Origin of the sequence: Enterococcus ureasiticus, from assembly GCF_001730285.1 — a bacterium.
Lineage (GTDB): Bacteria > Bacillota > Bacilli > Lactobacillales > Enterococcaceae > Enterococcus_L > Enterococcus_L ureasiticus.
In genome coordinates, this window is the sequence record NZ_MIJZ01000001.1 from 341206 (window position 1) to 360725 (window position 19520).

General features: G+C 35.6%; 22 protein-coding genes. 7 read left to right on the plus strand and 15 right to left on the minus strand.

Going from position 1 to position 19520, the window contains the following annotated elements:
* Positions 1–84 precede the first annotated feature (84 nt).
* Together BCR21_RS01630 and yidA are read left to right on the plus strand one after the other, a co-directional pair.
* Entirely contained in the window at positions 85–1455 is a 1371-nt protein-coding gene (locus BCR21_RS01630) for an HD domain-containing protein (protein WP_069644778.1), read from the plus strand.
* Between the two features lie 24 nt (positions 1456–1479).
* Positions 1480–2286 carry a sugar-phosphatase gene (gene yidA, locus BCR21_RS01635; protein WP_069644779.1) on the plus strand — a complete coding sequence of 269 codons (807 nt, stop codon included), beginning with the start codon at positions 1480–1482 and terminating at the stop codon, positions 2284–2286.
* 110 nt (positions 2287–2396) lie between these two features.
* On the opposite strand, the gene BCR21_RS01640 is transcribed toward yidA, so the two are convergent.
* Positions 2397–2840, minus strand: coding sequence for an NUDIX hydrolase (locus BCR21_RS01640; protein ID WP_069644780.1), 444 nt, complete (start codon positions 2838–2840; stop codon positions 2397–2399).
* Between the two features lie 174 nt (positions 2841–3014).
* On the opposite strand from BCR21_RS01640, the gene gloA reads away from it, so the two are divergent.
* Entirely contained in the window at positions 3015–3389 is a 375-nt protein-coding gene (gene gloA / locus BCR21_RS01645; protein ID WP_069644781.1) for a lactoylglutathione lyase, read from the plus strand.
* A 174-nt stretch (positions 3390–3563) separates the two neighbouring features.
* On the plus strand, positions 3564–4283 hold the full coding sequence (locus tag BCR21_RS01650) for a gamma-glutamyl-gamma-aminobutyrate hydrolase family protein (RefSeq protein ID WP_069644782.1): 720 nt from the start codon (positions 3564–3566) through the stop codon (positions 4281–4283).
* Between the two features lie 62 nt (positions 4284–4345).
* On the opposite strand, the gene BCR21_RS01655 is transcribed toward BCR21_RS01650, so the two are convergent.
* Positions 4346–5170, minus strand: coding sequence for an aldo/keto reductase (locus tag BCR21_RS01655; RefSeq protein WP_069644783.1), 825 nt, complete (start codon positions 5168–5170; stop codon positions 4346–4348).
* 172 nt (positions 5171–5342) lie between these two features.
* Here BCR21_RS01655 and BCR21_RS01660 point away from each other — a divergent pair, with 172 nt between their 5' ends.
* Positions 5343–6278: a tyrosine-type recombinase/integrase gene (locus BCR21_RS01660; protein ID WP_069644784.1), complete on the plus strand. Its 936-nt coding sequence runs from the start codon at positions 5343–5345 to the stop codon at positions 6276–6278.
* A gap of 80 nt (positions 6279–6358) precedes the next feature.
* Here BCR21_RS01660 and BCR21_RS17310 read toward each other — a convergent pair whose 3' ends face one another.
* The gene (locus BCR21_RS17310; protein ID WP_069644785.1) at positions 6359–7381 is read right to left on the minus strand and encodes a glucosaminidase domain-containing protein; all 1023 of its coding nucleotides are present in this window, start codon (positions 7379–7381) and stop codon (positions 6359–6361) included.
* Positions 7382–7537: 156 nt separating this feature from the next.
* The gene (locus BCR21_RS01670) at positions 7538–8554 is read right to left on the minus strand and encodes a branched-chain amino acid aminotransferase (protein ID WP_069644786.1); all 1017 of its coding nucleotides are present in this window, start codon (positions 8552–8554) and stop codon (positions 7538–7540) included.
* A gap of 140 nt (positions 8555–8694) precedes the next feature.
* On the opposite strand from BCR21_RS01670, the gene BCR21_RS01675 reads away from it, so the two are divergent.
* Positions 8695–9627 (plus strand): mechanosensitive ion channel family protein, encoded by a 933-nt coding sequence (locus tag BCR21_RS01675; protein ID WP_069644787.1) that lies wholly within the window; start codon positions 8695–8697, stop codon positions 9625–9627.
* Between the two features lie 37 nt (positions 9628–9664).
* On the opposite strand, the gene BCR21_RS01680 is transcribed toward BCR21_RS01675, so the two are convergent.
* From BCR21_RS01680 to BCR21_RS17140, 3 genes are all read right to left on the minus strand, one after another.
* Complete coding sequence (locus BCR21_RS01680) at positions 9665–10792, minus strand: N-acetyldiaminopimelate deacetylase (RefSeq protein WP_069644788.1); 1128 nt, start codon at positions 10790–10792, stop codon at positions 9665–9667.
* A gap of 119 nt (positions 10793–10911) precedes the next feature.
* A complete protein-coding gene (locus BCR21_RS17135) occupies positions 10912–11079 on the minus strand; it encodes a hypothetical protein (RefSeq protein WP_240488052.1) in 168 nt (55 codons plus the stop codon).
* 41 nt (positions 11080–11120) lie between these two features.
* Entirely contained in the window at positions 11121–11351 is a 231-nt protein-coding gene (locus tag BCR21_RS17140; RefSeq protein ID WP_240488053.1) for a flavodoxin domain-containing protein, read from the minus strand.
* A gap of 133 nt (positions 11352–11484) precedes the next feature.
* Between BCR21_RS17140 and BCR21_RS01690 the strand changes: the two genes are divergently transcribed.
* Complete coding sequence (locus BCR21_RS01690) at positions 11485–11949, plus strand: MarR family winged helix-turn-helix transcriptional regulator (RefSeq protein ID WP_084013191.1); 465 nt, start codon at positions 11485–11487, stop codon at positions 11947–11949.
* A 47-nt stretch (positions 11950–11996) separates the two neighbouring features.
* On the opposite strand, the gene BCR21_RS01695 is transcribed toward BCR21_RS01690, so the two are convergent.
* The 8 genes from BCR21_RS01695 to racE form a co-directional block, all read right to left on the minus strand.
* Entirely contained in the window at positions 11997–13202 is a 1206-nt protein-coding gene (locus tag BCR21_RS01695; RefSeq protein ID WP_069644789.1) for an ABC transporter permease, read from the minus strand.
* A complete protein-coding gene (locus tag BCR21_RS01700; protein WP_069644790.1) occupies positions 13199–13879 on the minus strand; it encodes an ABC transporter ATP-binding protein in 681 nt (226 codons plus the stop codon). The genes BCR21_RS01695 and BCR21_RS01700 overlap by 4 nt, the downstream gene beginning before the upstream one ends.
* Entirely contained in the window at positions 13872–15023 is a 1152-nt protein-coding gene (locus tag BCR21_RS01705) for an efflux RND transporter periplasmic adaptor subunit (RefSeq protein ID WP_069644791.1), read from the minus strand. The genes BCR21_RS01700 and BCR21_RS01705 overlap by 8 nt, the downstream gene beginning before the upstream one ends.
* 186 nt (positions 15024–15209) lie before the next feature.
* Positions 15210–15911 (minus strand): 2,3,4,5-tetrahydropyridine-2,6-dicarboxylate N-acetyltransferase, encoded by a 702-nt coding sequence (gene dapD / locus BCR21_RS01710; RefSeq protein WP_069644792.1) that lies wholly within the window; start codon positions 15909–15911, stop codon positions 15210–15212.
* A 198-nt stretch (positions 15912–16109) separates the two neighbouring features.
* Positions 16110–16607, minus strand: coding sequence for a cyclic-di-AMP-binding protein CbpB (gene cbpB, locus BCR21_RS01715; protein WP_069644793.1), 498 nt, complete (start codon positions 16605–16607; stop codon positions 16110–16112).
* 191 nt (positions 16608–16798) lie between these two features.
* A complete protein-coding gene (locus BCR21_RS01720; RefSeq protein ID WP_069644794.1) occupies positions 16799–17314 on the minus strand; it encodes a metallophosphoesterase in 516 nt (171 codons plus the stop codon).
* Positions 17315–17324: 10 nt separating this feature from the next.
* The gene (gene rph, locus BCR21_RS01725; RefSeq protein ID WP_069644795.1) at positions 17325–18674 is read right to left on the minus strand and encodes a ribonuclease PH; all 1350 of its coding nucleotides are present in this window, start codon (positions 18672–18674) and stop codon (positions 17325–17327) included.
* Positions 18661–19500, minus strand: coding sequence for a glutamate racemase (gene racE / locus BCR21_RS01730; protein ID WP_069645538.1), 840 nt, complete (start codon positions 19498–19500; stop codon positions 18661–18663). Before racE ends, rph begins: the two co-directional genes overlap by 14 nt.
* Between the last annotated feature and the right edge of the window lie 20 nt (positions 19501–19520).

Consider the following 19520-nt stretch of genomic DNA (forward strand, 5'->3'; position numbering starts at 1 on the left):
TCTCATAATGCAGTGAAGCGTCTCGATGAGAGAACATCATAGAAGCAAGGAGAAAACATACAATTAATAAAAAGGAGTGAATCAATGTCAATCCCTTATAAATATCAAATTTTACCAATTGAAAAAGTCTTTAGAGATCCTGTCCACAATTATATCCATGTTCAGCATCAAGTGATTTTAGATTTAATCAATTCAGCCGAAGTACAAAGACTTCGCAGAATCAAACAACTAGGTACCTCTTCTTTTACCTTTCATGGCGCAGAACATAGCCGTTTTGCACATTCGTTAGGTGTATATGAAATAACACGGCGTATTTGTGACATTTTTCAACGTAATTATTCCGCTGAATGCTTAGGCGACGAAGGTTGGGATGATAATGAGCGTCTAGTTACACTTTGTGCTGCGTTACTTCACGATGTTGGTCATGGACCTTATTCTCACACATTTGAACATATTTTCAATACAGATCACGAAGCAATCACTGTAGAAATCATCACTTCTCCAGAAACCGAGGTCTTCCAAATATTGAATCGAGTCTCAGCAGATTTTCCAGATAAAGTTGCAAGTGTTATTACTAAAGAATACCCTAACCCACAAGTTGTTCAGATGATTTCCAGTCAAATTGACGCTGATCGGATGGATTATTTATTGCGAGATGCTTATTTTACTGGAACTGAATATGGTACTTTTGATTTAACCAGAATTTTACGTGTGATTCGCCCATATAAAGACGGCTTGGCCTTCGCCATGAACGGAATGCACGCGGTAGAGGATTACATCGTGAGCCGCTATCAAATGTATGTTCAAGTCTATTTCCATCCAGTTTCTCGTGGAATGGAAGTTATTTTAGATCATTTACTACACCGAGCAAAAGAACTATATGAACAACAACCAGAGGACTACCAATTACACTCTCAGCTTTTAGTCCCTTTTTTCAAAGGAAATTTTTCATTACAAGAATACTTAAAATTGGACGATGGCGTGTTAAATACGTATTTTACACAGTGGACCTCTTTACCAGATCCGATTCTAAACGATTTAGCCAATCGCTTTTTAATACGCAGACCCCTTAAATCTGCAACCTTTTCTGGCAATCGAGATTCTCTGACGATCCGCCATCTACAAGCGTTGATCGAAAAAGTTGGTTATAACCCAAAATATTATACTGCCATCAATTCAAGTTACGATTTGCCATATGATTTTTATCGTCCAGAAAAAAATAGTCACCGAACCCAGATTGAAATCATGCAAAAAGACGGAACATTGATCGAGTTATCTAAAATCAGTCATCTCGTTGCAGCACTTGCAGGTCAAACTCAGATCGATGAACGTTTTTATTTTCCAAAAGAAATGGTTGACCCGAAAAGACAGCAGCATTATGATTTATTTGATGACACTTATCGTGAATTTGCCGCCTACATTCATAATGGTGCATTAGTCGAAGAAAAAAATTAAAGAATATTTTTACAGGAGGATATTATGACAGTCAAATTAGTTGCAATCGATATCGACGGAACCTTGCTCGATTCTAATAGAAAGATTAGCTCAAAAGTGAAAGAAACACTGCAAAAAGCCAATGAGAGTGGAATGTATATTGTTTTATGTACAGGTCGGCCTCTACCAGGTGTCAAAGAACAATTGGCAGAATTAAATTTGTACGGTGATAATGATTATGTGATCACATACAATGGTTCCTTAGTACAAGCAACCAAATCGAACAAGGTCATCTCGCAATATACATTGAGCCATGATGACTTTTTAGAAATCGAATCAATGGCTCGTAAAGTTGGCACTCATCTACATACAATAGATGATCAAGCTATTTACACTGCTAACCGAGATATCGGCAAATATACGGTACACGAAGCATCGTTAGTCGATATGCCTCTAAAATACCGTACAGTTGAAGAAATGACTCCTGACATGTCGATTATCAAAATGATGATGATTGATGAGCCTGAAATTTTAGACAAAGCTATCAGCCAACTACCTGAAGAGTTTATCAATAAATTTACGACAGTTAAAAGTACCGAATTTTATTATGAGATTTTAAATAAAAAAGCAAGCAAAGGCAATGCGCTAGCAAAACTCGCAGAACACTTAGGTATTTCTCAGTCTGAGACAATGGCGATTGGAGATAATGAAAATGATTTATCGATGATTGAATATGCTGGTATTGGTGTTGCAATGGGAAATGCAACCGATAGTGTCAAACGTGCCGCCGATATCCAAACGACAAGTAACGATGAAGACGGTGTTGCTGAAGTTTTATTAAAATATATGTAACAAATTCATTTAAAAAAGCAGTTTGCATAGATTTTGCAAACTGCTTTTTCAAGGTTTAGTCTCTAGTGTATATCCATTTGAATAGAGTTTACTTTATTTAAAATTTGTTCTTATAGATTCGATTTCCATTTATGTACTGCCCATTTATGACTGCCACGTTTCAGTAAATCAATTCCCTTATCAACAGGCACCCAACAAATTGCATTTGTTTTTTCTAATGGTTCACATACCTGTATCCAACTATCTGCAACAAAAAAATAACCAGGATTATAATAATCAGTACTCCGATGTCTTGAATGAAAATACTCGTCTGCTTGTCCCAGATACTCACCGATGACCACTTCAATGCCAAGCTCTTCGATCATTTCCCGATGGATCGCAGTTTCTTTCGTCTCCCCTTGCTCAATTTCTCCGCCCGGTAAAAAATATGCTCCATTCGGCGCTTGAATTAATACTATTTCTGTACCATTATTTCTTGATACAATAATATAAGCACCTAGCCTTTTTTTATAAACCAATGTTTCCGATTTTTCACCGAATGACGGTGTTTTCATAAAAACAACTCCCTTTTCTTTTAACCTAATTTTACATGAGAATTTTCTCATGAACAAGTAATATCGTATCATTTCACTCACAATTTCGTTAAAGTCTATGCTACTATGAAATTGTCAGCAGTTTGTTTGATTCAATCTGCGATAATATTCACTTTTGAAAGGAAGATGACTCATATGAAAATGGCTCACACTTGTGTTCGTGTCAAAGATTTAGAAGCGTCGCTGGAATTTTATCAAAAGGCATTCAATTTTGAAGAAAGCCGCCGTCGTGATTTTCCAGAACATAAATTTACTTTAGTTTACCTAACCTTGCCTGGTGATGGTTATGAACTAGAGTTAACGTATAATTACGATCATGAAGCTTACAACCTTGGAGACGGTTATGGTCATATCGCTATTAGCACAGATGAAATCGAGAAATTACATGAGGAACAAAAAAATGCTGGTTTCACTGTTACCGATATGAAAGGCTTGCCTGGAACCCCTCCATCGTATTACTTTATTACTGATCCAGATGGATATAAAATCGAAGTTATCCGTACTCGTTAATATAAAAAACAGTTGCTCACTTTTTAGGTTGCGCCTAAATTCGTGACTAACTGTTTTTTTCACTACTTTTCCTTTTATTTTTCGATTTAAGTATACTTATAATCCATTTATAACCCTATTTCACAAAAAGAGTGATACACTGTTACCCTACATATTAATCAAGGACGTGATCAAATGACAACGATTATCGGCATAGCTGGAAATCAAATTATTCAATCCGTTGATGTTTTCAACGGCAACCATGTTAGTTATACACCACAAGGGTTCGTAACTGCGATTCAAAAAGCAGGTGGATTACCGATTGTTTTACCAATTGGTGAAGAAACATTTGCTGCGGATTATATTTCTCAAATCGACAAACTATTATTAGCTGGAGGCCAAGATATTTCCCCAGATTTTTTTGGAGAAGAACCTCATCCAAAACTTGAAGAAACAAATCGCAACCGTGACATTTTTGAACTGGCTTTAATCCAAGAAGCAATTAAACAAAATAAACCCATTTTTGCGGTTTGCCGTGGAATGCAATTGATAAACGTTGCTTTAGGAGGAACTTTATATCAAGATCTTTCTCTATACCCTGAGTGGAAAGTCAAACATGGACAACAACCTACTCAACCACAATTTGCAACACATGACATTCAAATAGAAACAGACAGTGCTTTGTATCACTTACTTGGAGAAAAATATCGTGTTAATTCTTATCACCATCAAGCAATCCATAAATTAGCGCCTTTATTAAAAGTAACTGCACGATCTTCTGATGGTATTGCAGAAGCTATTGAGTCAATTGACACAAAACAAAGATTGTTAGGTGTTCAATGGCATCCAGAACTTCGTTTTGACGTGGATACAAAAGAATTTCAGTTATTCGATTATTTTGTGAATCAACTATAAAAATAAGGCAGGAGATTGTTTTAACACAATCCCTTGCCTTATTCTTTATGATTTATTTTACTTTAAAAATCAAAATTATCTGGATCTGGACCTAAACGTTCATTAGTGTTTAGTTCGTCGATCCTTTTGATATCTTCATCTGTCAATTCAAAATCAAATACATCAAAGTTTTGCTCGATACGATCTTGATGAACTGATTTTGGAATAACTATGATATCACTTTGTAAATGCCAGCGAATAATCACTTGTGCTGCTGTTTTATCATATTTCTTGCCGATTTCAACTAAAATAGGATTTTCTAGGATCTTACCTTGTCCTAATGGAGACCATGCTTCAACAGCGATTTTGTTATCCGCTAAAAATTTACGTAATGGTTCTTGTGTCAACGTTGGATGGATTTCTATTTGATCAACCATTGGCACGACCTTTGCCTCTTTTAGTAAATCTTCAATATGGTGTTCATGGAAATTAGAAACTCCTATTGCTTTAACGCGTCCACTTTGATAGATTTCTTCCATTGCTCGCCAAGAATCCTTATATTTACCTTCAACTGGCCAATGAATTAAATATAAATCAATATAGTCTAGACCAAGCTTGTTCAAACTCTCATCAAATGCTTTTAGAGTTGAATCATACCCTTGATCAGCGTTCCATAATTTAGTCGTAACAAAAATTTCTTCCCGAGGAACCCCTGACGCACGAATTCCTTCCCCCACACTAACTTCATTTTTATAAGCTGCCGCAGTATCAATCAAGCGATACCCAGCTTCTAGCGCCCACTTCACCGAATCAACAGCCTCTGCTCCATCTTTCACTTGCCATACACCTAAACCTAGACGAGGGATGATCAAACCATTCGCTAACTCTTTTGTTTTTTTTAAAGACATATTTTTTTCATTCCTTTCTTTGAAAAAATCAATACATCCTCAGTATACTCCTTAAAATGCCAGATGGAAAATAACTGGATTATGTTTCTTTTTACTTCTAGTCTAGAAATCTCCCACTTGGTAGCTTATGATAAAGAATGATTCTATTTGGCGTAAAGAAAGGCTGACTGTAATGAAAATTGATTTTAAAGACTATATCGACAACTATCTTGAAGAACGAAAAACCTTCAGTAATATTTCAAAAAAAACTTTAAAAGCATACTATTCTGACTTAATAAATTTAAATCAGTTCTGTTCTGAAAATAATTATCCATATCCTGTTGGCATTACTAAATATATTAGCGAATTCCAGCAAACGTTAAAAGCAACGACATTAAAACGTAAAATCGTAGTTTTCAAAATGTTTTATCGCTATCTGACTAATGAAAATTTAATGGATCTATCCTTGATGCAAAAACCAAATTTCAATTATTATTACATTACTCCAAGAAAATTGCCTAAAATAGTAACACCTGAAGAAATAAATAGGATATTAAAACAAATGTATCTACTACAATCCACTAGCTTGTCTCCTTCAAAAAGACTAAATCTTATTCGGGATATTGCTTTAATTGAGCTATTAATCGCAACAGGTATTCGAATTGGCGAAGCACATGCTTTAAACATCATCGATTATCAACCTAAAAGTCGTTTGTTATTGATCAAAGGAAAAAACCATAAAGAACGACTTATTTACATCTCCCCTGTTGAAACCAATACTGCTTTAACAGAGTACCTTTCTGTAAGAGAAAATTATCAACCTAAATCTAAGGCTATATTTCTAAATAAATACGGCAAACGCCTTTCAATTTATGGGATTGAAAATATCTATTACAAGTATCGAGATTTAGCTAATATTGCCCCTGCCTCTACTCCACAGCATTTGCGGCATACATTTGCTACTGAACTTTTGTCAAATGGTGCGGATATTCGAGAGGTTCAGGAGCTACTCGGACATTCGAGTATTGTGACGACGCAGATTTACACTGCGGTTAGTACTAATCAAAAGATTAAAGTGTTGGATACTTATAATTTAAGGAATAAATTACATCCAAAAACCTCCGAATAACTATAAATTATTTATATATTATTATATCATAATAGTCATCAATACTTCTCTTTAATTAATAAATAGTTTTAATTAAAAAATCAAACTTCAATCTCAAAATAACTTTTTATCAACTTCGAAACCTCTAGAAAATAATAGCTCAATCCATCAACAGCTAACATAATTCGTGACCTTTGCTTCTGTATTTGTTTTTTCTTCATATTTCTATATATTAAGGTTTGCCATTTATTGATTTTTGTAACTTTCTCAGTTTGTTTCTTTGTCTTTCTTTCATTCAATTCGTTCTTTTTTTCCTTTCTATACTCATCATAACGAGTCAACTCATAAACACTAATCAACTGATTCAACTTCTCAGCATATCGACTATCCGTTGCGTACCTTCCAGTTAAAAAAGTTGTTACTTCCCGATAATTTCTTGCCTCACTTTTCCAAGTACCTTTGTAAAATTCAGGATTTTCTACTAATCCATTTTTTAGCAAACTAGCATAGTCTTCTAAAGCTTCCTTATAAGAAGGGTATTTCCGGAATCTTGAATCGATCGTAAATAAATTTCCGATCCCATCATCTTCTTGTGTTTTCATGACGACTGTCACTCCTTTATAATCTCCTTTGATTCCAAATAAATTATAATTTGGTGCAATTGATAAACTGCTACTACCCGAAGCAGATTCTAAAATTGCTTGTGCAATCATCACTGAAGCATATAAATCATATTCAAATGCAATTTTTTCGGCTAACTCTCTAATTACTTCAATAAATTCTTCTGTTATTTGATTTTTTCTAATTACAATTTCTGGCAAATCTGGAGTAGTCTTCTTCGGTTCTTCTTCTAAATTTTCGGATACATCGTTTACAGAATCGGAAGCCGTCTGAAAGTCTTCTTGAATTCTCGATGCATCTTGCTTCTGTTCAATTGCTGAGTCATGTGTCTCTAATCTATCCTCGTTATTAGCAGTATTAGCATCGTTTGATACATTGGTTTGTTCAAAATCTACCCTTTGTAGTTCCAGCTCTACAAGTGGTTCCGTCATTGCAAATACTGGCGAAAAAAATATGCTAAATATCAATCCGATTACTACAGTAAGCGACTTCTTTACTATCATATGAAACCCCTCTCTCTCTTAATTCTTCTTCCTAAAATAGTAATACGCATTTATTTTAGTTTTTTATTAAAAAAGAACGAAATCGCTGTTTTTCCCCAAGATTAAAAGCAAAAAAAGAAAACAACGAAAGTTTTTCGTCATTTCCTTTTCCGAATTCTATACTTTTATATTTCTAATCCAGCCATCTGGTGCGGGCAAATCACCAAATTGAATCCCTGTCAATTCATCATAAAGTTTTTGCGTCACCGGTCCAACTTCTGTTTCACTATAAAACACATGGAAATCATCATAAGTCTGAATACCCCCAATTGGAGAAATCACAGCCGCTGTTCCACAAGCCCCAACCTCTTTAAACTGATCCAGCGAATCAATATAAACATCTTCTTCTACCACTTCCATACCAAGGTTATGCTCAGCCAGATAAAGCAATGAATATTTTGTGATACTTGGCAAAATTGATGGTGATAATGGCGTGATAAAACGATCATCTTTCGTAATCCCAAAGAAATTAGCAGAACCAACCTCTTCAATTTTTGTATGTGTTTTTGGATCGAGATAAATACAATCTGAAAACCTTTTTTCTTTCGCTTCTTCTCCAGGTAAAAAACTAGCCGCATAGTTTCCGCCAACTTTAATAGCACCAGTTCCTTGAGGTGCAGCGCGATCATAATCAGAAAATATAAAGTTTGTCGGCGTCAGCCCGCCTTTAAAATAGGCACCTACTGGCATACAAAAAATCGTAAATAAATATTCAGGAGCTGGTTTTACACCAATTCCTTCACCAACTCCAATCAAAAGCGGGCGAAGATATAATGTAGCACCACTACCATAAGGTGGCACAAAGGCTTCATTGGCCTTTACAACTTCCTCTACTGCACGAATAAATTTATCTTCTGGAACTTCTGCCATCAACAAACGTCTGGCGCTTCGATTCATACGCTTGGAATTTTCGTCCACTCGAAATAAATTAATTGAGTCATCTTTACAGCGGTAGGCCTTCAACCCTTCGAAACATTGCTGACCATAATGCAGCGCTGCTGATCCTTCGTGGATATGCAGCTTATTATCCTCTGTTAATTTGCCATCATCCCATTGACCATCTCTCCAAGTAGAAATGTACCGAAATGGTGTCTTTATATAATCGAAGCCTAAGTTATCCCAATCTAATGTCATACGCTCACTCCTTATTTTCAGAATATTGTAACATATTTCCAATGAATTTGTTAAGCTTTTTACATAAATAATAACATCTTTTTTCAAATTCAAGTATAATAATAAAGTAATCATAGATAAAAAAGAAAGTTGGGCTATCCTTGTTTATTCTTGGACAAAAAATATCAAGCAAAACAGTTGAAAGTACAATGGATTCTACACTCGATATAAAAGCTGTTACTGAAAATAAAGTGAACGCTCTTCAGCGTTTTTGGAATGGAATCAATTGGGATGACATCATCGCTACTTTGATTGAAAAAACGATTTATCTCATATTTCTGATTCTTTTCTTCGTTTTTTTAAATCGGATCGGTAAAAAACTCATTGATAAAACTTATGGTAATTACAGTAAAAAGCAAGCGTTCAGTGAAAGTCGTTTGAAAACACTTCATACCCTAATCAACAACGCCTTTCAATATACACTATTTTTCTTTTTCATATACTCCTTACTAACAGTTGTCGGCGTCCCTGTTGGCTCTCTCCTTGCTGGAGCAGGTATTGCGGGTGTCGCGATTGGGTTAGGCGCTCAGGGTTTCATGAACGATATCATCACTGGATTTTTTATCATCTTAGAACAACAAATGGATGTTGGTGACTATATTCGATTGACTGCTCTTAATATTGAAGGAACCGTTACAGCAGTTGGTCTTAGAACGACACAAATGAAAGCCTTAGATGGAACTGTTCATTTTATTCCGAATAGAAATATAACTACGATAAGTAATCTTTCACGCTCTAATATGCAAGTTTCGATTGATGTTCGCATCATGCCAGATGAAGGATACGATAAAATCACTGCTATCATCGAGAAAGTCAATCTTGAATTGAAAGAAAAGTATTCAGAAAGCATCCAAACAGGACCTACGATTTTCGGGATGGTCGATCTTGGAAATGGAAATTTTGCAGTTCGTACAACGATGTATGTACTAAACGGAAAACAAGCACCGATTAGAGAAGAATTTTTGGCTCAATATGTGAAAAAATTATCTGAAGCTCACTTTACTATTCCGAATACGCCAATTACAATAAAATAAAAAAACGATGCTAACAAAAAAAGTTAGCGTCGTTTTTCTATTTATCTAATGACTTCAAAAAGTTACTAACATGTTCTACAGCAAAAGGAATCGCTTCTTCTCTAGGTTCAAATTTAGCAGAATGCAGACCGTACGCACTATCAACACCTAGCCAAAACATCGTTCCTGGTACTTTAGATAACAAATAGCCAAAGTCCTCACCTGTCATAGCCACTTCTGCCTCTTCAAATAAAACACCTGATTCATGTTCCATAAATGTCATAAATTTTTCTGTCTTTTCCTTATTATTAATGACTGGAACATACCCTTTTTGATCTAAGAATACCTCTACCTTACAATTGAATGACTTCGCAATCCCTTCACCAATTTCCCTGATTCTGATTTGTGTCAATTCATTCATTTCTTCTGTCAAGGTTCGAATCGTACCTGAAATCGTTGCTTCGCCTGCAATCACATTCGTCGCAGTCCCCGCATTGAATGTACCGAAAGTGACTACTGCACCTTCAACGGGGTTCACATTTCGACTTACGATTGTTTGTGCTTGCTGTACAAGACTCATCCCAGCTACGATCATATCATTTGAAGCATGAGGAAATGCTGCATGTCCTCCTTTACCAGTTAGAGTGATTTGAACTTCACATGTTGCGGCGAAAAGTGTACCGACTTTTGTTGTGATTTTGCCAACAGGTAGCTCAGGATTTACATGAAGCCCATAAAATTCATCTGGAAGCCATGAACCAAAAGCCCCCGCTTCATACATCAACATACCGCCAGATTCATTTTCTTCTGCTGGCTGAAAAAGAAACAAATAATTGTTTATCGGCTGTTCTAAAGTCATTTGCTCTAACAATCCTAAGCCAATCGTCATATGAAAATCATGACCACAAGCATGCATATAACCATTATGTGTAGAATGAAAATCAGAAATAACTTCTTCTTTTATCGGCAGACCATCAATATCAGCACGCCAACCAATCGTTTTTTGAGGAGCTTTTCCATGAACAAAAACTAAAATTCCAGTCCGCCAAGTTGTGTATTCTATAAATTCTTTATCAATCGATTTAATAATCTCAAGTAAATATTCCTGGGTTTTCTCTTCTTCTAATCCAATTTCTGGTATTTGGTGCAGCTGTCTACGAATCTCAATTAACTGTTCTTGAATCACTGTTCATCTGCCTCTTTTCTATTTCTCTATATCTTATTGTTGAATAAAAAGAGTCTTCTGTCAATCCTTCGTTTAGAGAAATTTTGCAATATTTAAACAGTTCGAGTATCGGATCGCTTTTATAGATGCTTTAAATAGTTTTCAGCAAATGTACTGATTTTATCCAAATCGATTCCTTTTAGCTTTTTTTCCTCACTTATCGGAACCCAAGAAGGTTTGTAGCCTCCAAAGGAAACAATTTCAAGCGCGTGCTCTCTGATTGCTTCTGGAATACTGGCGATAATCACCTCTTGCGTGGTTTTTGGTTTAGAATTACATAAGAAACACGCTATGGTTTTAGATAGTAGATCCGATTGATTTTTTTCAAAAAATCCCTGATTGGTTTATACATCTTATCATTTCGAACACCGGCACCTACAATAATATGCGTAAATTCATTTAGAGCTGGTTTTTCCTGATCAATATCAATAATGGTAGAATTACTTAATTTTTCTCCTAAAATTTCTGCGCATTCCTTTGATGCCCCAGATTTCGTTCCATACACGATCAATGTTTTCATTCTTTTCAGCCTCAATTCTTTCTTTGCTTTACAGATAACATTAAGCTTGCTATGATATATTTATTCAATTATATTTTGACGAAAAAGAATCTCGTAAAACGAGATATATTAAGCATAAAGTGAGGGAGAGCATTTGTCAAATAATCTAGGTTCAACAACAAACGTACCTATAGATCAACTTACCACCTTATTAAGAGGATTTGGCTCACGTTCTATCTTGCATCAACAAGCAATCGTTCAATCGCTTGGGATCCCAGCAAATGATTATATTTCAATTGACTTGTTGAACGAATTAGGACCACTTACAGCTGGAGAATTAGCAAATAAAACAGGATTGTCTACGGGAACAATCACCGCATTGATCGACCGCTTGGAAAAAATTGGCTATGCCCGTCGTGAAAAAGATCCTAATGATCGTAGGAGAGTAATCATTGTCCCTACCTACGATGATAGAGAGGAAATAAAACAAGCTTATCAGCCGCTTGACAAAGCTATGAAAGAATTAGCACAAGAATACTCAGAAAAAGAATTAGAATTGATCAATCAATTTTTAGCAAAAGCTGTTTCTGTATTGGATGATCAATTACAAACTAAATAGTTTTAAAAAAAAACCAACTAATTTTATCATTAGTCGGTTTTTTCGTATTATTTCATAATATCGATCAAGTCTTTTTTAGATGCTGTTGATGCTGGCATATAGCTAAATACAACGCCTATCAATACTGAAATCCCTACAGCTAAACTGATTGTAAATAAATCTGGTCGCACTGCAAAAGGTAAAAACATAGATGAAACTAATCCCAGTGTCATCCCTAAAAGATAACCAATCAAACCACCAAGCAATGTCAGCGTCAGTCCTTCAGTTAAAAATTGCTTTCTGATGTCTTTTTCTGTAGCTCCTAAAGCACGGCGGATTCCTATTTCTTTTGTCCGTTCTGAAACAGAAATATACATCATATTCATGACACCCACTCCAGCAATAAATAATGAAATACCTGCTACAGCTGAAATAAATAAGGTCAGATTATCCAAAAGGCTACCCATTTGATCGATATCTGATTTTGGATTGTATGTTTCATACTCACCAACATTTCTCAAACTACCATTAAAGTTGAGTTGTTTTAAGACCTCTTTGGTCACACTCTCTTTATTTTCTCCCGCATAAATTTCTAAATTCAAGATGGATTGATTGTCAATTTTTTTGAAATAATGATCATAACTTTTTATCGGAAAATAAGCAAGTGGAGCTTCATTTTCCATTGATAAGGTTCCGCTTCTACTTGCTATAACGCCCACTACTGTGAATAATTCGTTCTTCACTTCGAACCCTCTTCCAACTGCTTTTTCAGGATCACCATATAACTTTTGTGCTAAAACCTCATCTATTACAACTACTTTATTCAAAGTTTCGTTATCTTTAGGCACAATTTGTCTGCCTATTAATAATTTTTCAGACGTTTGTTCAACACGTTCTACTTTTTTATTCAGTTTTTTACCACGAATGTAAAGCTCTACTTGACGTTCACTCAATTTTTGTTTTGGCTTATAAAAATCAACTTTTCTGATGCCTTTTATATTCTTAATCAAATCAAGGTCACTTTGTTTAAATATTTCACTTTCATTAATGCCATTAGCTAAATCATAATAGTTGAACGTAATATTACTAACATTTTCATTCGTATTTGTCATCGACATTTTATCGATCATATCTCTTTTAAAGCCGTTACCGATAGAAACAATCGTAATCACTGATGCAATCCCAATAATGATACCGAACATCGTCAAAAAGCTACGTTTTTTATTTTTTAGAATCGATTTTAAAGCTGTCTTCCAAATGACCAGATTCTTCATTTACTCAACTCCTCTTCAACAATGACGCCATCTTTAACACGTATCAAGCGACCGCAATAAGAGACCATATCTGGATTATGCGTTACTAAAATGATCGTTACGCCTTCTTCTTTATTCAAATCTTGAAATAGTTGCATAATATCATCCGATGTTTTTGAATCCAAAGCTCCAGTCGGCTCATCGGCAATAATAAATCTAGGCGAGTTCACAATCGCTCTTGCAATCGCTATTCGTTGCTGTTGACCACCGGAAAGTTGTTTCGGATACTTATTCCCTTTATCTCCTAAACCAACTTTTTCTAATACTTCTTGCACTCTTGCTTTGGTATCGGTATAAGCCGAACCGTTGTATAATAAAGGGAGTTCGATATTTTCAAAAACAGTGTTATTTTCAATAAGGCTAAAATTTTGAAAAACAAACCCAACGGATTTATTTCTAATAGCAGAGAGTTCTTTGTCAGAAAAATCCGTAATCTCTTTTCCTTCAAACAAGTATTTCCCTTCAAATTTCTTATCAATAAAACCAATCAGATTGATCAACGTCGACTTTCCTGAACCAGATGGCCCCATAACTGCCACAAACTCTTTTTCTTTAATTTCAAAGTTAACGTCCTTCAAAACATGAAGTTTTTCTTCCTCTAATGAATAGAATTTGTTGATTTGTTCAAGTTTAATCATTTTCAGTCACCTGCACTTCTGTATTATCTTGTAATACATCATCAGGGTTTCCAATGATTTTCGTTCCTTTCGACACACCAGACTCTAAGTTTTTAGCACCATTAACATCCGTGACCTTAACATCTGTTTTCACTGCTCGCCCATTTTTATAAACAAAAACGAACGTCTTATTATCTTTGTTTAAAACAGATTTTTCAGGTAATATTAATTGCGGTTGTGGTAGTGAAACTTGTGCAGAAGAGCCATACGCCCATGGAAAATCTCCCTCTACGATAAATTCATATGTTGGAATTTCTGAATCGTTGCCGCTTTTTGATTTGGGCAATTGGTTGATGCTGCTGATTTTCCCTTGGGCTGTCTGATTAGAACCAATTGACGTCACGCTGACTTCTTGCCCTATCTTTAATTTATTGAGATCATACTCTGTGACAATTCCTTTAACCTGCTTCGTCTTACTTAACACTTGAATTAGAGGTTGATCCAAGGATTTCTTTCCAGCTTCATTGACCATTGCTACACCGTCCATCGAAGATTTAATCGATGACGTTACTTTTCCTTGCTCTGATTCCAATGCCGCAGATTCATCATTCACCTCTGTATAAGCTAATTCTGACGCCTGTTGCGCTTGAATAACTTCATTGTTGATGCTAGTCACTTCTGCTTTTTGTTGTTCAGCTTTTCCTTTTAGTTCCTCTTTTTTCTCAGGATCTGACTCTCGGTCATAGTCAGCATTAATCTGATTTAATTTTGCTTGTGCTTCATTATAACGACCTTGTGTGCGACTTAGATTTTGCGCTGCTTGCTGAGCTGATAGACTGCTTTTATTTACAGCTCGTTGTTGCTGATCAGCTCTGTTTTGAGCCTCACTATTTACATAATTGAGAACAATGTCCCCATTTTTCACTTCTTGTTCATTTTTTACTGGAATATCGGCAATTGTTCCCATTGTCTGATCGTAGAAAACATCTTCAGTTTGAGTGGCTTTTACTTCTCCTTTCAAGAGAAGTGGATCTTGCTGGTTTAGAGTAAATACATTGTAACTAAGTTTAACTTCTTTTGAAGGTGATAAAAACAGGAAATAACTTCCAACACAAACTCCGATTAAAATACCACCAATAATTAATTTCTTCTTTTTATTTTTCATAATACTTGTTCCTCCTACTTTATCTTATATAACTGATTATAATCAAAAATCAGCTTACAGAAAATTGAATAGGCGAACATTTATCTTACACATTTGAAAGCTTAATATAACACTAAACAAAAAAAGGACTAAACTAAAGAGCAGTTTTAATCCTTTTTCTAAAATTAATTATCTTGATTTCCCTGATTATAATTTACGCAACTCTTCCATCATGTTTGTTTTACTTTTGGTTTTTGCGTCGATATTTTTTATTTTTTTAGCAGGCACTCCGGCAACCACAGTATAAGGTGCAACATCGTCAACCACGATTGCTCCAGCCGCAACAACAGCACCTTCACCAACCCGAATCCCTTCTAAAACAACAGCATTTGCACCAATCAAAACATTGTCCTCAATCACGACAGGCTCTGCACTAGGTGGCTCGATTACACCAGCTAGAACGGTTCCCGCACCAATATGACAGTTTTTACCAACTGTTGCACGTCCGCCTAAAATTGCACCCATATCGATCATTGTGCCTTCACCGATCACGGCGCCGATATTAATAACGGCTCCCATCATGATCACAGCATTATCGCCAATTTCAACTTGATCTCTAATCGTTGCTCCTGGTTCGATCCGAGCATTGATTTCTTTAATATCCAGCATAGGAATTGCAGAATTACGTGAGTCATTTTCGATTACATAATCAATTATACTATCTTTATTTTGTTCCAAAAATTCTTTGATTACTTTCCATTCACCAAATAAAGTCCCTGTCTTACAATTAGTAAATGCTTGAATACTATCAGGAAAGGTTACTTCTTTTAATTTGCCTTTCAAGGTAACTTTTACTGGTGTCTTTTTCTCAGCATTCCCAATATAATTAATAATTTCATATGCGTCCATCAAAATAACTCCCTTCAAATTAAGAGGTTAACACAAAAATCATTACGTTCTGAAACACCTGGGCTTATTTGAGAAGCCTTCAACTTTTAAAAGTTGGTGAGATCAAAGTCGTTATTATTTTCGAGCTACTATTTATCCTCTTTTCATCGTTTAGCTTATCAAAAAATCAGAAAAAAGTGAACAGTTAAATTTAATTGATCAAATCACTTTCATTTCTATAGATTCACCATCGGATTTTGGCAAAATGACATGCTTCCGTTCTAATTCATGGGCCATGTGATTGATTGCTTTTAACAATTCTTTGCGTGTAATGATCCCTTTAAAACATTGGTTATCATCCACTACAGGAAGAAATGCTGCATCAACCAATAAATGAAGAACATCTTCCAGTTCCCATTGTTCGCCAATCACTGGAACATTGACTTCCATCACGTCTGCTACGGTAAAGTCTTGTAATTTATCAAAATCAACAGAGGTGATATCAAACATTTTATCCACAACATCAGATAAACTGATCAACCCGACAAAACGATCACCTTTATCTAAAACGGGGATTTTTGAATATTTCACTTGGGATAAAACCAATAAAGCATGACTTAGCGGATTCAAACACATTACGTTTGCGACGTTCTCCGCAGGTATTAAAAAGGTTTCTTGTTTTTCTAATAATAATTCTTTTACAGCAGTTCCAATCATTGGAGTGCCTCCATTTCATTTTCTTTGCCACAACTATCATTGTACAGAAAACGGATGCAAATGTCTTTAAATTCAAACTTTTTTCATAACTCTTAAAAAAAATTAAGGTTTGACCTTATTTTCTTCACTTTTATACTCCGATTATTCGAGAGAAAAATAGCTCTTACTATTTCTAGCAAAAGCTATCTAAATTATTTTTTATTAAAGACAAAATGTAATTCTTTATATGGATTGTGATCACGACCATAATACTGAACAACAAATTGATCTGCTGTACTTTCAATGATTGCATATGATTTAAGTTGGATCGGTCCTCTAGGCAGGCTGATACTTCCTGGATTCAAATAAAGTACATTTGCCCGAACCTCACAACCAATTTCATGCGTGTGTCCGAATAACACGATGTTGGCTTTTGCTTCATCCGCTTGAAAAGTAAGAGTTGTCAGACCAGAGCGGACATTTGCTAGATGACCATGAGTCATAAAGATAGTATCCGTTCCATTTTTTTCTACAATTGAGTTGGGAAATTCAGGATCATAGTCACAATTTCCTTTAACAACGATAAAATCATTCCACAATGTATCGTCAGGTTCTAATTCTGAATCCCCGCAATGAAACATTTTATCAACTTTTCCACGATACTCATCTGCTAAGTCAACTAATACATCACGATCACCATGATTATCACTTACTACTAGATATTTCATGTACAACCTCCTAGTTTTTTAACCAATTTTCCCATTGATCTCTTAGTTTTGCAACAGCTCTTCCTCTATGACTGATCTCATTTTTACGTTCGTCTGAAAGTTCAGCTGCCGTTTTTTGTTCTTCTGGTACAAAGAATAATGGATCATAGCCAAAACCGTGATCACCACGGGGAATTGTGCCGATTTCTCCTAGCCAATCTCCTTCAACGACTAAACTTTCTTTATCAGGCGCTGCAAAAACAAGGGTACAATGGAATGTAGCTGTCCGTTTTTCTTTTGGCACTCCTGTTAGTTCATGTAGTAATTTAGCATTATTAGCAGCATTATTGGTTGGTTCACCAGCAAAACGGGCGGAAAAAATTCCTGGTCTGCCATCTAGCACATCAACAATTAGTCCTGAATCGTCCGCTAAAACAGGTTGTTTTAAAATTTCAGCAATCGTTTCAGCTTTTAAACGAGCATTTTCTTCAAATGTTTTCCCCGTTTCCTCAACATCTGGTAGTTCGGGATAATCCAATAATGTTTTCACATGATAGCCTTTTTCAGCAAAAATTTTAGTGAACTCTTTTGCTTTCCCTGGATTTCTCGTAGCAATAACGATTGTTTTAGCTTCTGCTGGAAAAACCTTTTCAGATAATTGGTTCATTAATGCTTCTTTTTGATAAGCTATCAGATGTTCGATACCAGTCTTTCCATAGAATAATAATGAATTTAACTCGTCACCTGAAAAAGTAGCTTCTTCTCCTGTTCCTTGAAGCTCAACAAAATCGCCGGATTCTGTCATTACCAAATTCATATCAACAGCCGCAGCTGAATCTTCCACATAATCCAAATCAAGAACGCACTGACCATCGTTTAAAATTCCAGCACTAACTGCCGCCAGATATTCTTTGATTGGGTTTTCTTGTAAATCACCTTTTTTAAGCATTTTATCAACTGCGATTTTCATAGCAACAAATGCGCCAGTGATACTGGCTGTTCGAGTTCCTCCGTCTGCTTGAACCACATCACAGTCAACGATGATGCTTCTTTCGCCTAATTTTTTCAAATCAATAACTGCTCGTAACGAACGTCCAATCAAACGTTGAATCTCCATTGTTCTGCCACTTAGTTTTCCCTTAGCGCTTTCACGGATATTCCTTGTATTCGTGGCTCTTGGAAGCATACTATATTCTGCAGTCACCCAACCTGTTCCTTCACCCCTTAAAAAGGGTGGAACCTTTTCTTCCACAGTTGCAGAACAAATTACTTTAGTATCACCAAACGAAATCACGACTGACCCTTCGGGATGTTTATAAACATTCGTTTCAATTGTTATTTTTCTTAATTCTTTTGCTTGTCTTCCGTCATGTCTGATCATGTTTGTTCCCTCCAATGATATTCGATAATCGAGTCTGCTCAACTGTGACTGTTCCTAAATCTAACCAATCATTCGCAATTGCTTTAAACATTTTTGCAGAACCCGTGGTGTAAAATTCATTTGCTTCATTTTTATACTCTGGAGTATTAGCTATATCAAAATAATCCAACAGCATACTAACTTCACTCACTGTTTCAGCACCTGAATCAATTAGTTTCACATGATTTCCCATTACATTTTGAATCAAAGGACGCAATAATGGGTAATGAGTACAGCCTAAAATCAAGGTATCTAATTTCTTCAATTGCAGTGGATTTAAGGTTTCTGACACAACTTTTTTTGCTACAGAAGAGTGAAACTCATTACTTTCAACGATTGGAACAAATTTGGGACAAGCTAAACTAGAAACAAACGTATTAGGTGCTTTACTTTTTAACGCTTCTTCATATGCTTTACTTTTGATTGTACCAGCAGTACCGATAACACCGATGCGATTATTTTTGGTTGCCTTTAATGCAGCTCTTGTCCCTGGAAGAATCACGCCTACAACTGGGATATCTAATTTCGCCTTGATTTCTTCTAATGCAACAGCTGTAGCCGTGTTACAGGCGATTACTAACATTTTGATATTTTTTTCTAAAAGAAAATTTGTCATTTCCCAAGTAAATTGAATCACTTGCTCAGCTGGTCTGGGGCCGTATGGACATCGAGCTGTATCTCCAAGATAAATCAAACGTTCGTTAGGTAATTGTCTTAATGCTTCTTTAACTACCGTAAGTCCGCCGACTCCGGAATCTATAAATCCTATTGCTTCATGATTATTCAAGTCACTCAAACCTTTACAGT

What these genes read in the sequence shown, in the direction of transcription:
- BCR21_RS01640 (WP_069644780.1), bottom strand. Translation starts at nt 2,840, where the DNA reads ATGAAAACACCGTCATTCGGTGAAAAATCGGAAACATTGGTTTATAAA.
- yidA (WP_069644779.1), top strand. Translation starts at nt 1,480, where the DNA reads ATGACAGTCAAATTAGTTGCAATCGATATCGACGGAACCTTGCTCGAT.
- BCR21_RS01695 (WP_069644789.1), bottom strand. Translation starts at nt 13,202, where the DNA reads ATGAAGAATCTGGTCATTTGGAAGACAGCTTTAAAATCGATTCTAAAA.
- cbpB (WP_069644793.1), bottom strand. Translation starts at nt 16,607, where the DNA reads ATGATTGGAACTGCTGTAAAAGAATTATTATTAGAAAAACAAGAAACC.
- rph (WP_069644795.1), bottom strand. Translation starts at nt 18,674, where the DNA reads ATGATCAGACATGACGGAAGACAAGCAAAAGAATTAAGAAAAATAACA.
- dapD (WP_069644792.1), bottom strand. Translation starts at nt 15,911, where the DNA reads ATGGACGCATATGAAATTATTAATTATATTGGGAATGCTGAGAAAAAG.
- BCR21_RS01705 (WP_069644791.1), bottom strand. Translation starts at nt 15,023, where the DNA reads ATGAAAAATAAAAAGAAGAAATTAATTATTGGTGGTATTTTAATCGGA.
- BCR21_RS01720 (WP_069644794.1), bottom strand. Translation starts at nt 17,314, where the DNA reads ATGAAATATCTAGTAGTAAGTGATAATCATGGTGATCGTGATGTATTA.
- gloA (WP_069644781.1), top strand. Translation starts at nt 3,015, where the DNA reads ATGAAAATGGCTCACACTTGTGTTCGTGTCAAAGATTTAGAAGCGTCG.
- BCR21_RS17140 (WP_240488053.1), bottom strand. Translation starts at nt 11,351, where the DNA reads ATGAAAACATTGATCGTGTATGGAACGAAATCTGGGGCATCAAAGGAA.
- BCR21_RS01660 (WP_069644784.1), top strand. Translation starts at nt 5,343, where the DNA reads ATGAAAATTGATTTTAAAGACTATATCGACAACTATCTTGAAGAACGA.
- BCR21_RS17310 (WP_069644785.1), bottom strand. Translation starts at nt 7,381, where the DNA reads ATGATAGTAAAGAAGTCGCTTACTGTAGTAATCGGATTGATATTTAGC.
- BCR21_RS01700 (WP_069644790.1), bottom strand. Translation starts at nt 13,879, where the DNA reads ATGATTAAACTTGAACAAATCAACAAATTCTATTCATTAGAGGAAGAA.
- BCR21_RS01650 (WP_069644782.1), top strand. Translation starts at nt 3,564, where the DNA reads ATGACAACGATTATCGGCATAGCTGGAAATCAAATTATTCAATCCGTT.
- BCR21_RS01655 (WP_069644783.1), bottom strand. Translation starts at nt 5,170, where the DNA reads ATGTCTTTAAAAAAAACAAAAGAGTTAGCGAATGGTTTGATCATCCCT.
- BCR21_RS01670 (WP_069644786.1), bottom strand. Translation starts at nt 8,554, where the DNA reads ATGACATTAGATTGGGATAACTTAGGCTTCGATTATATAAAGACACCA.
- BCR21_RS01630 (WP_069644778.1), top strand. Translation starts at nt 85, where the DNA reads ATGTCAATCCCTTATAAATATCAAATTTTACCAATTGAAAAAGTCTTT.